General features: G+C 71.9%; 10 protein-coding genes and 1 tRNA gene. 6 read left to right on the top strand and 5 right to left on the bottom strand.

Going from position 1 to position 15,236, the window contains the following annotated elements; translation table 11 throughout:
* Positions 1 to 77: 77 nt before the first annotated feature.
* Complete coding sequence (locus tag ACP4J0_RS28370; RefSeq protein WP_426601567.1) at positions 78 to 1,106, bottom strand: fibronectin type III domain-containing protein; 1,029 nt, start codon at positions 1,104 to 1,106, stop codon at positions 78 to 80.
* A 403-nt stretch (positions 1,107 to 1,509) separates the two neighbouring features.
* Between ACP4J0_RS28370 and ACP4J0_RS28365 the strand changes: the two genes are divergently transcribed.
* Both ACP4J0_RS28365 and ACP4J0_RS28360 read left to right on the top strand, forming a co-directional pair.
* Positions 1,510 to 2,349 (top strand): glycoside hydrolase family 75 protein, encoded by an 840-nt coding sequence (locus ACP4J0_RS28365; RefSeq protein WP_426601566.1) that lies wholly within the window; start codon positions 1,510 to 1,512, stop codon positions 2,347 to 2,349.
* 1,071 nt (positions 2,350 to 3,420) lie between these two features.
* A tRNA-Pro gene (locus ACP4J0_RS28360) sits at positions 3,421 to 3,494 on the top strand.
* A 2-nt stretch (positions 3,495 to 3,496) separates the two neighbouring features.
* Here ACP4J0_RS28360 and ACP4J0_RS28355 read toward each other — a convergent pair.
* Positions 3,497 to 3,856: a hypothetical protein gene (locus tag ACP4J0_RS28355; protein WP_426601565.1), complete on the bottom strand. Its 360-nt coding sequence runs from the start codon at positions 3,854 to 3,856 to the stop codon at positions 3,497 to 3,499.
* Between the two features lie 302 nt (positions 3,857 to 4,158).
* On the opposite strand from ACP4J0_RS28355, the gene ACP4J0_RS28350 reads away from it, so the two are divergent.
* Both ACP4J0_RS28350 and ACP4J0_RS28345 read left to right on the top strand, forming a co-directional pair.
* Positions 4,159 to 4,488, top strand: a complete 330-nt coding sequence (locus ACP4J0_RS28350) for a trypco2 family protein (RefSeq protein WP_426601564.1) — start codon at positions 4,159 to 4,161, stop codon at positions 4,486 to 4,488.
* Positions 4,489 to 4,533: 45 nt separating this feature from the next.
* On the top strand, positions 4,534 to 9,219 hold the full coding sequence (locus tag ACP4J0_RS28345; protein WP_426601563.1) for a tetratricopeptide repeat protein: 4,686 nt from the start codon (positions 4,534 to 4,536) through the stop codon (positions 9,217 to 9,219).
* 195 nt (positions 9,220 to 9,414) lie between these two features.
* Here ACP4J0_RS28345 and ACP4J0_RS28340 read toward each other — a convergent pair whose 3' ends face one another.
* The 3 genes from ACP4J0_RS28340 to ACP4J0_RS28330 all read right to left on the bottom strand — a co-directional run bounded on the left by ACP4J0_RS28340 (position 9,415) and on the right by ACP4J0_RS28330 (position 12,946).
* Positions 9,415 to 11,061 carry a pyruvate, phosphate dikinase gene (locus ACP4J0_RS28340; protein ID WP_426601562.1) on the bottom strand — a complete coding sequence of 549 codons (1,647 nt, stop codon included), beginning with the start codon at positions 11,059 to 11,061 and terminating at the stop codon, positions 9,415 to 9,417.
* A 77-nt stretch (positions 11,062 to 11,138) separates the two neighbouring features.
* Entirely contained in the window at positions 11,139 to 11,771 is a 633-nt protein-coding gene (locus tag ACP4J0_RS28335; RefSeq protein WP_426601561.1) for a transcriptional regulator, read from the bottom strand.
* Positions 11,768 to 12,946 (bottom strand): TetR family transcriptional regulator, encoded by a 1,179-nt coding sequence (locus ACP4J0_RS28330; RefSeq protein WP_426601560.1) that lies wholly within the window; start codon positions 12,944 to 12,946, stop codon positions 11,768 to 11,770. The genes ACP4J0_RS28335 and ACP4J0_RS28330 overlap by 4 nt, the downstream gene beginning before the upstream one ends.
* 301 nt (positions 12,947 to 13,247) lie before the next feature.
* Here ACP4J0_RS28330 and ACP4J0_RS28325 point away from each other — a divergent pair, with 301 nt between their 5' ends.
* Both ACP4J0_RS28325 and ACP4J0_RS28320 read left to right on the top strand, forming a co-directional pair.
* Positions 13,248 to 13,535: a hypothetical protein gene (locus ACP4J0_RS28325; protein WP_426601559.1), complete on the top strand. Its 288-nt coding sequence runs from the start codon at positions 13,248 to 13,250 to the stop codon at positions 13,533 to 13,535.
* Positions 13,536 to 14,267: 732 nt separating this feature from the next.
* Positions 14,268 to 15,200, top strand: coding sequence for a streptomycin biosynthesis protein (locus ACP4J0_RS28320; protein WP_426601558.1), 933 nt, complete (start codon positions 14,268 to 14,270; stop codon positions 15,198 to 15,200).
* Positions 15,201 to 15,236: the final 36 nt, after the last annotated feature.

The raw sequence follows: 15,236 nt of genomic DNA, 5'->3' as shown, positions 1-15,236 counted from the left end.
GCGGCGACCGCGCCCGCATGCCGAGCGCGACCGCCCAGGTGACACGCCGGCCGGCCCAGCGCGCCACTGCCGGGACGTCACCCGCCGCCCGTGGTCACCTTCCGCTCGTCCGAGAGGCCGCCCCAGGTGCCGTCGGAGAGCCGGGCCCGGACCCGCACCCGGTGTGTGACACCGGCCTGGCGCCCCGCGTAGAAGCTGTACTCGGCCCGCTCGCGCGGCGCGTCGCCGCCGTAGACGAGTGAGGTCGCCGGACGGCCGTCCAGGTGGATCTGGTACTCGGTGACCACGCCGTCCGTGCGCGGCGGGACCCAGGAGAGGTCGATGTAGTACGCCCCGTCGGCGTGGTGGGAGGTGGCGCGCAGGGCGGTGGGCGCGGTGGCGCCCCCGTCGTCGGTGCCCGGGGTGGTGAGCCGGACGGTGGCGCTCGCGGGGGAGACGTTGTCGGCGGCGTCCCGAGCCCGGACCGTGAAGGAGTAGCGGGTGCCCGCGCGCAGCCCCGTGACGACGGCCGCCGTCTGCCCGCCGCCGACGCTGTGCACCTTGGTGTCTCCCTGGTGGATGTCGTACGACACCACACCGCGGTCGTCGGTCGCGGCCGACCAGGTGAGCTGCACCGACCGGCTGCCCGCCGCGCGGCCGTGGGCATCCTGCGGGCGTGTCGGGGCGGCGTCGTCGGCGACCGCCGCGGGGGTCGTCGCCCGCACCTCCCGGCTGCGGGGGCCGAGTCGCCCGTCCGCGTCGCGTGCCCGCACGGTGAAGGCGTAGGCCTTCGAGGGGTGCAGCCGGGTGACGTCCACCATGCGTTCGGAAGCCGGCAGCCGCTTCACCAACGTGCCGTCGCGATAGACCTCGTACGTCTTGACCTCGTCGACCGCGTTCCACATCACGTGCACGGTCGTGGCGCTGCCCGCCTCCGCGGTCACACCCGTCGGCGCCCCGGGCAGCCCGCCCCCGTCGCTGCCGTCGTCGCCCACGGCCCAGCCGCAGGACGTGACCAGGGCGAGTGCTCCGCAGGCCAGGACGCAGCGGCGCACGACGGAGGCAAGGGAGGCGAGGGAGGGAACGGTGGGAGCGGCGGGGGCGGCGGGGGCGGGAACGTGTCGCACGGCGCTGCCTCCGGGGCGGCTCGGATGTGACGGGAATGGTCCGGACCAATATGACGCTGGTGACGCGATCACATCAAGAGGGTGGTCGTTGGTGACCACCCGGGAGCGTTACGTATGCTGACTGCCCTCACGGCCGAATCCCCGGAGGCGCCGGGGAGTTCGAGCCGGTGGCGCGGACCGCTGTCGTCGCTGAAGCCGCGCCGGCGTGGGCGGCCGGGCGGGCCGGAGCCGGTACAGGCCCGGCCCGCCCGCCCCCGGTCGCGGTGACCGGACGCGCACCGCCCGCACCGCGCCGGACGCCATCCGGGCGTGCACCGTCTGGCCCACAAAAGGTGGCCGCGGGAGCGATTCGGGGACAGATGAGGCCGAGTGACCGTCCATGTCCCCCAGGAGAGGCCACAACGTGCGTGTCCAGTCGCTGACACTGGTCGCGGCCAGCGCCGCCCTGCTCGCCCCCACGACCTTCCCCGGCGCCTCGCCCCAGCCCCGCCCCGGCTCCCAGGCCCAGCTCCGGTCCGGCCCCCAGCCCCAGCCCCAGCCCGACCCGGTCCGGGCGGGCAGGTCCGGTCACCGGATCGGACCGGTTCCGCGGTCCCAGGCCGGTCCCGTACCGCCGGACCGGACCGGGCCCGGGACCCGGCAGCGGGAGAGCGGGCGTGAGGGGCCCGTCCGCGCCGAGGAGCTGCTGGCCAAGGTGCGGGGCTGCGAACCCGTCTCGCACGGGCGCTACCGCACCGACGCCGGAGCGCCGGCGGACATCCCGGTCTGCGGTACGGACGACGCCGTGTACTGGAAGGCCGACCTGGACGTCGACTGCGACGGCCGGCCCGGCGACCGCTGCAACAGCGGCACCGACCCGCACTTCACCCCCGCCACCGCCTACGCCGGATCGGACGGCCGCCCACTGGACGCCGAACGCCTGCCCTACGTGGTCCTGCCCCAGCCCAGCGGCATCTGGGACCACCGCGAGCACGACGTCCACGGCGGATCGGTCGCGGCCGTCGTCCACGGGGACCGGGTGCGGTACGCGGTCGTCGGCGACATCGGCCCCCGCGACCTCATCGGCGAGGCCTCCTACGCCGCCGCGCAGTCGCTCGGCATCCCGGCCGACCCGCACGGCGGCGGTGCCGCATCCGGCGTGACGTACATCGTCTTCAAGGACAGTGAGGTGGAGCCCATCGAGGACGGGGAGGCCGCCGAGGAGACGGGGGAGCGGCTGGCGCGGGAGTTCGTGGGCGACTGAACCACTGCCGCGCCGTGCGCGGCGAGCACCTCGGGCAGCCGCCCTGACCGTGGAACACGAGGCCGCGCCCGGCGCCGAGGCGATCCGGACAGCCGACAAAACTGCTGAAACCGCACATCGGCAGCGTGAATGCCTTCTGAGGGACCGTCCGTGCGGAAACGCCCGGCCGGCTCCCCGGCCGGGCGTTCCTGTGGAACGGACGACGCGCGACATCCCCGGCGCAGGTCAGGACAGTCGGGCGGGTGAGAACAGAGTCAGGTCTCTCCCGGCCTCCTGGTGCCTCAGGTCCGGCGACCTCAGAAACGGCTGCGCCAACGGATCTCGCGCAAAGGCACGGTCGGGGATGGGCGGCAGTCTGTCCCCTTCGTACAGCACTGCCGAGTCCCAGTCCTCGGGGTCGGCGGGGCCCCCGACTTGTCGCGGTCCGCCCCACGCCCAAGGTCCTGGCCCGTCGTCCGCGACCGTGACGGTCCTGGCGGGCTGCTTCGGGAGCCGGCAGGACCCGGACAAGGCCACCGCCGGAATGCCGGGACGATTGGAGAGGCTTTCCGGAGAGCTGGGTGCCGCGCTCTCGAGACACCCGGCGTGGGCGATCACGCCGCTGCCGCTGGGCGGCACCGAGGGCTCCGGCATGTCACTCGACTTCGAGCTGCTGACCAGCGTGCTCGCCGGCGCTCACGTCTTCTCCGCCGTCCACCCCGGCGCCCCATCCGGTCGCAAGCGCCGCACCGCCCGAACACCCTGCTCATCGCTGTCGACCCCGCCTTCCGGGCAGCACGGAGGATTTCACGGAGGCCGTGGACGAGACCCTCGGCACCCCGAAGCGGCTGCCCGTCCCGGACGTCACCGACGGAGTGTCCCGCCCCGGTGCGAACGGTACCTGTGGCGCCGGACGTGTGGCGGGAACTCGCGGAGCGGGCGGCCGAGTTCGGGACCACGCCGCTCGAGCCCGCGGAGGACGCCACGGGTACGTCACCGGTCGCCGCGGGAGGAGACGGCCGGCGACTCCGCCCCACCGCGCGGATGAGGTAAGGTTGACCTGCGCGATCGCACGGAACGTGGGACGCGCACCGGGACGTGGCGCAGCTTGGTAGCGCACTTGACTGGGGGTCAAGGGGTCGCAGGTTCAAATCCTGTCGTCCCGACTTTACGAAGTCGCAGGTCCAGGGCCGCCTTCGGAGGTATCCGAAGGCGGCCCTGGATCATTTTTGGGGACCAGTGGGTCACCGACGCCGCAGCCCGTGCTCGCGGCCTCCGGGTCGACGCCGACGAAGCCCGGCGCCGAGCGGTCGAGGCTTCCCGGCGCGAACGCGCGCCGAACACCGAGGACGCCCTCGAAGCCGCCCATGCCGGGGTCACCAACCAGCGCGAGCGCGTCGCCGCACCACTGGGCCAGATCGCTGAGCTGCAACAGGACGGGACGACGGACGCCGACGCCGTGCGCATCACCACCGCCAACGGTGCCCTGCGCCGTGACGTCGCCGTGCTCACGAACACCAGCGAACACCAACGAACGCCTCAACGAACGCCTCACGGCCGCCCGAGGCAACGCTCGCTCCGCCGACCGGCGTATCGCCGCACGGGAAGCCAGTATCTCCGAGCAGCTCACCGCCCCGCCCGCCGAGTGAGGCCCGGCCCGGCCGGGGTGAAGGGAACGCCTGTCGCTCGCCTCGGCGGGTGACGCCCGGGATTGCGATGCGATGCGGGCGGTACTCGACGAATCCACCACCACGCCGTACCGGCCATCTGTACTGTGCGATGAACAGACGCGCACTGTGGCGCGGTGGGGGGAGGACACCGGTGGGGTCCGTGGAGATTGAGCTGGCGGACGCGGTCGCGGCCTTGCGCGATGAACTCTTGGCGGCTGCCGCTCGCGGGACCGGGACTGATGTCGCGTTCCAGGTGGGGCCGATCGAGATGGAGTTCGCGGTTGAGCTGCGGTACGACGCCAAGGCCAAGGGCGGCTTCAAGGCATGGGTGGTCACCGCCGACGGGGAGGCCAGTGCCGGGCGGACCCGCACGCACCGGATCTCGGTGACGCTCAACCCGCGGAGGGCGGACGGCGAGGACCTCTTGATCCATGGCGACCGCGACCGGCCTGAAGGGCCGGGCGACGTGTCCGGGCGCATCAGGAACTGACAGCACTGCCCGGACGGGCGAACACGGTGGACTCGGGGGTAGAGCGTGGACGACGGCCGTGTGGTGGGGGTGGACGGGCCGCGGGGCCCCGGGTCAGGCTTTGTGATCAGCCGCAGCCTTGTGCTGACCTCGGCCCACGTCGTACCGCACGTAGGCGGGAAGGTGACTTTCTTCCACCCCGGGGAGAAGGAGCGGTACACCGCCACGGTCGTCTGGCGCGGCACACCGAAGGGCAGGGACGACGCGGCTCTTCTCCGGGCCGAGAACGCCTACCGAGGACCGGGCGGGGCCGCGTCGTCCTGGAGACCGGTCCGCTGGGGCCGGCTGGTCACGCACCGACCCGCAGTCGAGTGCCAGACCGTGGGGCTGCCGAACATCGTCCAGCGCGAGCCGCAGGCGGCCGACCTGTACCGCGTGAGGGGCACGGTCAACCGTACGGACCGCTCCGCCAACAACCGCCACCTGATGCGGGTCGAGGAGCGCCTCGACGGCGGCGGCACTCCGGACCGTACGCGCTCCCCCTGGGGCGGCCTGTCCGGAGCCGCGGTCTTCTGCGACGACGTACTCGTCGGTGTCGTGGCCGTCGACTTCGCCGGATTCGGTCACACCCGGCTGGAGATCTCACCCGCATACGTCCTGCTGAACGATCCGGCGTTCCAGGACGTTCTGGCCGAGGACCGTCTGCCGACACGGATGGAGCCGGCGGAGTGGCAGCGGCTGTACGACCCGCCCGCGCCGCCGCTCCCCGGCGGTCTGCTCACCTCCCCCGCGGCGCTGCTGGACGCCCACAGGGCGGTGGTGCCCTTCCGTGGCCGGGCCCGACTGCTGCACGAACTGGGCAGCTGGTGCGAGCAACCCGGTCTCGGGGTGCGCCTGGTGCACGCGCCCGGAGGGCAGGGCAAGACGCGATTGGCTCTGGAGCTGGCCGATCGGCTGGAAGCGAAACGCTGGACCGTCGTGTGGCCCACCGACCATGCCGACGACGCCACCGTGCAGGAGCTGGCGGACGCGGCCGTGCCGCTCCTGGTGATCCTGGACCACGCCGAGACCCGCCTCGGCCGGCTCACCGTTCTGCTGCGGGCCCTCGCCGCACACCGAGCGGGCACGCCGTTCAAAATGCTCCTGCTCGCCCGTACTCGCGGAGACTGGTGGAGCGCCGCCCGTCGCGCGCATCCTCCGGTCCAGAACGTGGTCGAGGCGGCGCCTGTGACCGCCCTGCCCCCGCTGCAGCCGCACGACATCGACATCCGCAAGGCGTACTGCCAGGCCGTGGACAGCCTCTCCCGCGCCCTGCACGGAGTGGACGGCCGGCAGGACGACGACTGGTCCACCATCGCCAGAGATCTCAAGAAGTCCTGCCGGGAGCGCCTCCGTTCCGCCGAGGACCTTCAGGGGGCGCTCACCCTGCACATGACGGCGCTCGTCGATCTGCTGGACGCCGCGAGGCCGGACCCGGCCCAAGACGCCGACGACCCCGGCCCAGTGCTGGACGAGCGGCTGCTGGACCACGAGATCGCCTACTGGGAGAGCGCCGCCGATCGCTCGGGAACGGGGCTGAGACGGGAGGACCTCCCGCAGCCGCTGGCCGCGGCGTTCCTGTGCGGCGCGGACGACCGCCGGCAGGCGGACACCCTGCTGCGGGGGATACCGGTGCTGTCCGACCTCAGCACCAGGCACCGTTACGCGGTCAGGGACTGGATCAGCGCTCTCTACCCGCCCCGGGGCAGCGCAGCCTGGGCGGAGCTCCGGCCGGACCGGTTGGCCGAGTACTTCGTCGGCCGGCAGTTGCTCGACGATCCGGGCTTCGTGGACGATCTGCTCGCCGACAGCGGACTGACCACGACACAGACCACTCGTCTGCTCACCGTCTACGCCCGCGCCGCCGCTCACCCCGCCCACCGCGGACTGCTCGACGCCGAGCTCACCGCCTTGTGCGTACGCCGCAAGGACATCCTGCTCCCGGTGGCCGTGGACGTCGCCACGCGGGTGGAGCGCCCGGAACCGCTCGTGCGCGCCCTGACGGAGCTGGCCGAGCGCGCGGACGCGACTCCTCAGGACCTCGCGGACCTCGCCGACCGCCTGCCACGGCCCACCCACAGCCTGGGGCCGCTGGCCGTCCAGGTGACGCAACGGCTCGCGGCCGTCCACCGCGAGCAGGCCGAGGCGGACCCGGCCCACCTGGCGAACCTCGCCACCTCGATGCGGCGGCTCACCGGCCGCCTCGGCGACCTGGGACGGCACAGAGAAGCCCTGGCGTCCGCGCAGGAAAGCAGCGCACTGGCCGCGCGACTCGCCGCCAGGGACGGCCGTACCTACCTTCCTCACTACGCGGCCAGTCTCATCAACGTGTCGGTCATGCTCAGCCGCCTCGGGAAACGGGAGGAAGCACTCCGCCGCGCCCGCGAAGCGGTGCGCGCGTACGAGCAGCTCACCGAGGAGACGGACGCGCCCCCCTCCGCCGTCCACATGAGCGAACTGTCCCACGCACTCAGCGCCGTCTCCACCGCCGAAGGCGAACTGGGGCACTTCCAGGAAGCACTCGAGAACATCGGCAAGGCCGTCGGCCTCCGCCGCGACCTGCTGGAGCAGCACGGCGAGACCTACAAGCCCGCCCTCGCCGACGCGCTGAACAACCAGGCCATCTGGTTGAAGGACGCGGGACGCCCCGAGAAAGCCGTCCGGAGGAGCCAAGAGGCCGTGGCGCTGTACGAGGCGCTGGCCGAAGAGCGCCCGGACGCCTTCCGCCCCAGGCTCGCCATGACTCTGGGAACACACGCCAACTGCCTCTCGGCCACCGGCCGGTACACCGAAGCCCTCGCGGCGAACGAGGAAGCGGTACGCATCCGCCGCCGCCTGGCCGACGAAAACCCCGATGCCCACCTCGCCGACCTCGCACTCAGCCTCAACTCCCTGGCGATCAATCTGGACGACGAAGGACAGCACGACGACGCTCTTCCGGCGGCCGCCGAGACCGTGGACCTCTACCAGCAACTGGCGGACAGGGAACCGTCGGTGTACACCCCTGAGCTGGCGGCGAGCCTGAACACGTACGCCAACCAGCTCAACACCGCGGGAAGGACCCGGGAAGCATGCGAAGCCGCCGGAAAGGCGGTCGACCACTACCGGTCCCTGGCCCGGAAGGAACCGGGTGTCTTCACGGCGGATCTCGCCATGAGCCTGACTACGCTGTCCAGCCAGCAGGAGGCCACCGGGCAGCACGAGCAGGCCCTCGCAAGCGCCCGGAAGGCGGTTGCCCTTCACCGCAGGCTGGACGAGCGGCGATCCGACGCCTTCCGCCCGGGCCTGGGGACGAGCCTCAGCAACCTCTCCCTCCGTTGGAAGGCCATGGGCAGGCTCGACAAGGCCCTCGTGCTCATCGATGAGGCGATCGGCATCCAACGTCGCCTCATCGCGGCCGGCCGGACGGGCCCAGCCCACACAGCGCTGGCCATGGCCCTGGCGAACAAGGCCACTTGTCTCCTCGCCATGGGGCAGACGGACGCGGCCGTCCAACCGGCGACAGAAGCGGTGAAGCTGTTCCGCCGCCGCCTGTCGCGGAGCAACCCGGACACGTACAAGCCGCAGCTCGCCACCGACTTGTCCATCCTCGCGTCCCTGCTCACCGTCGCCGGGCACAGAGCCGAGGCGCTGGACAGCTGGGAGGCGCTGGTCAAGGTCCGGAAGACCCTCGCGGCGCGCGACAGCGCAGCCCATGGGCCCCACTACGTCAACGGACTGCTCATGGTGGGCACCCTTCGCTCCGCGTCAGGCCGTCACGACGCCGCGGTGGCCGCTCTGAGGCAAGCCGTGGCCACCTGCCGCAAGCTCGCCCACCCCGACCCGGCCCAGCACCGCTCCCAGCTGGCCGCGTCCATGGCCGTCCTCACCGCCGTCATGACACAGGCAGGCCGGCGCCGGGAAGCGCTGCCGACGGCCGAAGAAGCGGTCACGCTGCTGCGCGATCTCCACCGGGAAGATCCGGCGCAGCGGCCGGTGTTCGCCGACGCGCTGCTCCTCCTCGGTGTGCTCAGACACTGCGTGGGACATGCGGAGGCACGCCATGCCCTCCAGCAGGCCGTCGACACGGCACAGTCCCTCGCCCCTGCCGTCCAGGGCCCCGTCCTCACCCGAGCCCTTCTGGGTCTGGGCACCTGGGCCGGGGAACAAGGGCAGACCGCCGAGGCCATGTCCCACCTCGCGCAGGCGGTCGCTGCCGCCCGGTCCACCCCCGAGGATCCCGCCCAGAAAGCCGCCCTCGCGTCCGCCCTCTGGAGTCTCGGCCGCTACGCCCCCCGGGACGAGGAGGGCAGTCGTGCAGCGCTCGGCGCGACCGCGGAGGCGGTGGGGATCTGTGACAGCCTGGTGCGGGCGGACGCCACCGCGCACGAACCCCTGCTCGCCGACGCGCTGGCCGTCCACGGCCTTCGCTCGGCCGTAGCGGGACGGTATGCCGAGGCTCTTCGCATCACTACGGAGGCCGTTGACCTCAGCCGCCGCCTGGCCGACGGGGACCCCACTGCCCACCACATCCGCCTCGCCGACGCGCTCTCCGCGCATGCCGAGGCCCGGCTCCTGGCGGACGTTCACCACGACGAGGCCCGCGAGACCGTGGCGGAGGCTCTCACCCTGTGGCGCGGCGTCTCTCAGCACGAACCCGGACTCGCCGCCCCACGCCTCTCCCATGTACGGGACACCTGCACACGGCTACGCGGCGAAGACCGGACTGGCTAGCCGGTCGGCGCGGCAACCGGCGATGCCTGCCGTGGCGCACAACGGAACTCCACGGACTCCCGATCGAGTGGAAACAGCACCCGACTGAAGAAAACCGTCATGTACCTGTCCACTCTGTTCGAACCCAGGTCACTGGCCACAGACAGCCTTCTCCGGCCGGAAGACGTCGCGGACCTCCAACGGGAGCCCGCGGGGTCAGCTGGGCGTCCCACGGCCGGCAGCACGCAGGACGGCCTGCGCCGAGGACAGGCGTTCCATCTCGTCACGGTCGCCGTCGGCGCCGCTCGCGACGTCGTCCGCCCAGCCGAGCAGCTGGTGGAGGTGGGGGTCGGTCGCGCCCGCGACGATGCGAGGCTCACCCACGACGACTTCGCCGCCCGTTCCGTCGACGGCGATGAGCGTGCCCTCGGGCAGGGTGCGCCCACCCGCCCGGACGCAGCCGTCGGCGGCGTCGACGGTGAGGCCCGTGGCTCCCACGACGGCGGGCTTTCCCATCGCCCGCGCCACCACGGCCGCGTGGCTGGTCGGCCCGCCGCGTGCGGTGACGACCCCGGTCGCGGCGGCCAGGCCGTGCATGTCGAGCGGAGAGGTCTCCGGGCGCAGCAGGACGACCGGTCCGCCCGCCGCCAGCCGTGCCGCGCTGTCGGCGGTGGTCGCCACCCGGCCGACGGCGACTCCCGGAGAGGCTCCGAGCCCTCGGGTGAAGACGTCCCGGGAGTCGATCGCCGTGATCCGCGGCGTCCGCACCTGGGCGAGGTGCTGCGGTGAGACGCGCAACAGCGCCTCGTCACGCCCGATCGCTCCCGCCTCGGCGAGGTCGACCGCGACCCGTACCGCGGCACGCCCGACGAACCGCCCGGGACGCACCTGGAGGATCCACAACTCGCCTGCCTCGAAGGTGAATTCGACATAGCAGGCGTCGCGGTAGTGCGCCTCCAGCTGGTCCAGGGCGGTCAACAGACGGGCCCATACGGCGGGTTCCCGGTCGGCCAGCTCGCGCAGGGGGCCGGTCAACGAGGTGCCGGAGACGACGTCCTCGCCCTGGCGGCCGAACAGGACCTCACCGAACGGTACTTGCTCACCGGTATTGGGGTCGCGGCTGAAGGCGACACCCGTACCGCTGTGCTCATCGCGGTTGCCGAACACCATCGCCTGGACGGTCACGGCCGTGCCGAGGTCGCCGGGGATGTCGTGCAGGGCCCGGTAGGTCTTGGCGCGCGGAGTGTCCCAGGACGAGAACACCGCCTCGACGGCGAGCTCCAACTGCCGGGCCGCGTCGTCGGGAACGGGCTCGCCGCTGTGCTCGCGGACGAGCCGCTCGACCTCGCGGATCGCCGTCTCGAAGGCGCTCGGGTCACCGTCGCGCCCGGCGATCGCCCGGTCCACGACGGCCAGGCTCTCCTGGCCCACGCCGACGACCTGGGAGGCGAAGCTGGTCAGGAACCGCAGCCGCGAGTCCAGCGCGAAACGCGGGTCGCCCATCTCCTCGGCCAGCGCGGCCGTCGCCCCGGAGGTGAGCCCGAGGTTGAGGACGGTGCTCATCATGCCGGGCATCGACACCTTGCCGCCGGAGCGGACCGACACCGCCAGCGGACGCTCCGCGCCGCCGAGCTCGCGGTGCGTGGCGGCCTCCAACTCGGCCACGGCGGCCGCGAGTTCGGCGACGAGACCGTGGGGCAGCCGCCCGGTACGGAGGTAGGCCCGGCATGCCTCCGTACCGATGACGAACCCCGGTGGCACGGGCAGCCCCAGACGTCGGAGCACGATGAGCCCGTGCGCCTTTCCGCCGAGGACGTCCACTGTCTCCTCGACCTCTGCCGAGAGCGGGTGAATAAAGGTCATCGCGTTGTCATCTCTGCGTCGCCTCTGCTGCTTCGGCTGCGGGGGAGAGGGGGTGCCACCGGCGGCGGCCGGTGGGTTCAGTGGCGTGGGATGCCGAGCGTGGCCAGCAGGTCCTCGTGCAGCTGGAACCACACGGTGTGGTACGAGGCGGTGCTGTCCGTCACGTACTCCAGCGCGCCGGACCTCGCGCGGGCGAGCGCGTCCGCGAGCCGGACCGGATAGCGCCGGAACCGGAGCAGGGCCGCGGACAGCTCCGCGCACAGGGGCTCGGCACGCTGGTGGAACTCCGTGAACCGGTCGAGGACACGGGCGTCGTAGGAGGAGTCGCTGTGGTCGTTCATCGTCATGGCGCCGTTGACGGTGCGGGTCTGCCATGCCGTGCAGAGGTCGAGGAGTTCGGGGTTGAGGACGAGGAACCGGTCGAAGGCCGCGGTCAGAGCGGGTCGTACACCGGCCGTCGCCACCTCGTCGGCGATCCGCTCGGCGTCCGCGGCGCGGCCCGCGTCCGTGAGACCCCAGCCGCCGAAGTCGCCCGCGGTGCGCGTGACGAGTCCGGCGACGGCGAGGTCGATCAGTTCCGACTCGACGTCGGACTCGGGCAGTCCTGTCGCCCCGGCCACTGCGGACAGGCCCGAGAAGCCGATGCAGCGAAGGGCGTGGAGCACCAGCAGATCGGTGCTGGTGGCGTGGGACGAAACGGGTTGGGTCATGGTGCGGCCCCATCGGGTGTGGTGTGGGAAACGTCTGCGGTGGTGAGGTCGTGGGTCGCCGCGGCATGCGCGGCACCTGGTCCTTGGGCTCGGGTGACGATCGTGTCGTGCCGTACGCGGACCGCGTACTCGGTGGTGTCGTCGGCGTCCGGTACGCCGACGGCCGACGCCAGCAGGCCGCGCTCGTCGAGGACGAGGCGCAGGCGCGGCCGGCTGTCGGGGTCGAACGCGCGCCACAGGCAGCGGGCGAAGTCGCCGATCCTCAGTTGGACGAGGCGTCCGATCTCGGCGGGAGCGGCCGTGGTGACGGCCACGGTGATCAGATCACCGGCCCGTGCGCTGCGGACGGCCTCTTCCGCGGCTTCGAGACGGTGGGTGCCGAGGACCGTGATCACACCGCCCTCGGTGAATCCGACCATGCGCCGGCTGAGCAGGTCCGGCAGCTCACACGGCGGCTCCCAGCGGTCCCGGCAGGCTCGCGCGGGCGGGACGTAGGGCAGGTGCGGGGGGTCCCAGGTGTCGGCGAGGGCGAGCCCGTCCAGGTGTGCGCAGGCCTGTGCGATGTCGAAGGGGTCGCCGAATCCGAGGGCCGGGTCCGCCGAGGCGCCCGGACCGTCCAGCAGCCGCAGGACCAGCTGAGCCCGCCGTACCTGTCGCGCGGGCGGCGTCTCGGTACAGGCGCGTGAGTCCAGTGACTCCAGCGCGAGCGCCAGCAACAGCGCCTCCAGGCGGGTCACTTGGCCGAACGCGGCACGGATCGGTTCCTCGTCGAGCACCTCGGTCAGTGAACCCAGGTGCGCCCGGCCGGCGGAGGGGCTTCGGTCGGCCAGCGGCAGCCGTTCGAGCCAGATGCGGGCGAAGGTCCCCAGGGCCTCGGCGGTGGAGGTCCGTGCGTGCGGCCGCCCGCCCGCCCGTGACGCCGCCGAAGGACGGATCCCGCCGACGGTGCCGTCCTCCGTGGCGGCGCGCTCGACCATGTCGATCAGCACGGCCAGATAGAGGGCGCGTTTGCTCGGGAAGTTCGAGTACACCGCGCCACGCGTCAGTTCGGCCCGCTCGGCGATGCGGTCCACCTTCGCCGTGGCGTATCCGCGCTCGGTGAACTCGGCCTTCGCCGCGGTCAGCACGGCGGCGCGGGTGCGTTCCTGCTGTTGAGCCCGTGTCAACCGGACCATCCGCAACCCCTTCCGTTCGTACGTTGCCGTCGTGTGCGCCGTCGGTTCGGCTGTCAAGCGTCTCCGCTCACGACAGAAGATACACCGAACATCCCGATGATGAGACCATCCGAGTGCCGGATGGTGCGGCGCGGGCCGACGGGCGAAGTCGACAGAGCGACCCCGGGACACCCCGGGACCCGGCCGGAAAATCGGATGTTTATTTCTCGGTCACTGGTTTCCGTGGCTCGCGGAGCGGCCGCCCGCCGAATGGTTCTGATGAATTCTTGCCCGATTTCTCGCGGGTTGGGATGCTCGAGCGATGGGTGAACGAGCATCTTATGAATGCCTCAGCCGCGACGACATCGAGGACATTGCCCGCTGCGCCGTCCTCGGCGCGTACAGACCGCACCCCCGTTACGTTTTCGGGCTCTCGTTCATGGCGGTCGTGCCCGGAATTACCCTGCTGGTGTGCGCAATGGCATTCCGGCTGGCGCGTCGGCGTTTGCTGCGCCGCCTCCGGCGGTCCCACGGCGGCGCCCGCTTCGACTGGCCGGATCTGCTCGCCGAGGTGCGCCGCCGAGATCGGAACATCAGCTTCCGTACGTGATGACCGTATGTTTCGCCGTCCCGGACCATCGGGACGACGCGTCCGGTTCACTCCCCGTCGACGCCGCTCCATCCGTGCGGTATCAGGCTTCCGAGGCATCTGCGCCGGTTCAAACCATCAGTCTGCGAGGGGCCTGCCGAATGCTCTGTACAGACGCTTCGTCTTGACAGGCATCGGCCGAAAGCGATCAAATTTGCGCAGCGTCACGGTGCTCCCTGATCGAAGGGTGAACAAGGAATCCGATGGACGGGGATATTCTGCAACGGGGGGGCGGTGTTCGTATGCGAAGGCTCTGCGGACTGCGATTTATTTCTACCGTCACGAGATGACCCCAGTCTTCTTCCTGTATGAGCAGTTATCGCGGCGAAATGACGCCGAAACGGCCTGAGGGAAAATGAAGCGGTGCGCCTTCACGGCGCCCCGGCCCGCCGCCGAACCGTGAACGCTCTATCGACTTATCGCCTCCGCCCGCTCGGCATGACGCGCCGCTGAGCCACACCGGAAGCACCCGTCACAGCAGAAGCGGCCCTACCAGGCTGCCCATTTCCACCGACGCACGATCGCCTTCCGGCCCCCAACCACGCACCCCGAGGTGATTAATCAATGATCGGTAGGTTAAAAGCCCATGCCGTTCGGACGGCGGAGGTGACCGGTGTTGACGTCCAGGGACGGGGCGGCGGGAGGGGCACGGCTTCGGCCGCCGGGAGCGCACCGCCACCGGCCGGCGAGAGCGTGCCCGTCGAAGCCCTGCAGACGTCGGGCGGTCCCCGCACCGGCGGGGAGGACGCGGAGCACGTCCGCCTGCTGGCGGCGCTGCACACACCGCTCCCGCCCATCGTGGTGCATCGCCCTACGATGCGCGTCATCGACGGCGCCCACCGACTGCGCGCCGCACTCCTGCGCGGCGACGACCACATCATGGTCCGCTACTTCGACGGCGCGGAGGCCGACGCCTTCGTCCTCGCGGTCCAGCTCAACAGCGAACACGGACTGCCGCTTTCGCTCTCCGACCGCAAGGCCGCCGCGGCCCGGATCGTCGCCTCGCACCCCCAGTGGTCCGACCGCAGGATCGCCGAGGTCGTCGGGCTGGCCGCGAACACGGTGGGGGCCGTACGGCAGCGTTCGACTGCGCAAAATGAGCAGCCGAACGCCAGCATCGGCCGGGACGGACGGGTGCGCCCCCGCAACGGAGCCGAGGGACGGCTGCGCGCGGGGGAGTTGATGAGAGCCAACCCGGAGGCCTCGCTGCGCGAGATAGCCAGGCTCGCGGGGATCTCCGCGGCCACCGCCAGCGATGTCCGGGCCCGGCTCAACCGGGGGGAGCCGCTGGTCACGCCGCAACAACGGCAGGCCGTGGCACGGGAGAACCCTTCGGGAGCGATGCCCCGGCGCTCCTTCCGGCCCGACGGCCCGGCCAGCGACGTCCTGTTGGTGAGCCTCAGCAAAGACCCCTCTTTGCGGCTCACCATGGCCGGCAAGATCCTGCTGCGCGCGCTGCGGGTCTGCTCGGTCGACGCGGACGGATGGGCCCGCATCGTGGAGGCGGTGCCGCCCCACCGCCAGGAGGTGGTGGCCCGCCTCGCCCGGGAGTGCGCCACCGCGTGGCAGTGCCTCGCGGACCGGCTGTCGGAACGGACGGCCGAGACGTCGACCGAGGCGGGGTGAACCGTTTCCCCGGGTCCCTGTCCGAGAACCGGACGG

The organism is Streptomyces sp. WG7, from assembly GCF_049975785.1.
Taxonomy (GTDB): domain Bacteria; phylum Actinomycetota; class Actinomycetes; order Streptomycetales; family Streptomycetaceae; genus Streptomyces.
The sequence above is the reverse complement of the archived record's forward strand: the minus strand, read 5'-3'. Positions and strand labels throughout refer to the sequence as shown.

Coding starts and splice junctions, on each gene's coding strand:
- ACP4J0_RS28325 (WP_426601559.1), top strand. CDS start 13,248: ATGGGTGAACGAGCATCTTATGAATGCCTCAGCCGCGACGACATCGAG.
- ACP4J0_RS28340 (WP_426601562.1), bottom strand. CDS start 11,061: ATGACCTTTATTCACCCGCTCTCGGCAGAGGTCGAGGAGACAGTGGAC.
- ACP4J0_RS28330 (WP_426601560.1), bottom strand. CDS start 12,946: ATGGTCCGGTTGACACGGGCTCAACAGCAGGAACGCACCCGCGCCGCC.
- ACP4J0_RS28335 (WP_426601561.1), bottom strand. CDS start 11,771: ATGACCCAACCCGTTTCGTCCCACGCCACCAGCACCGATCTGCTGGTG.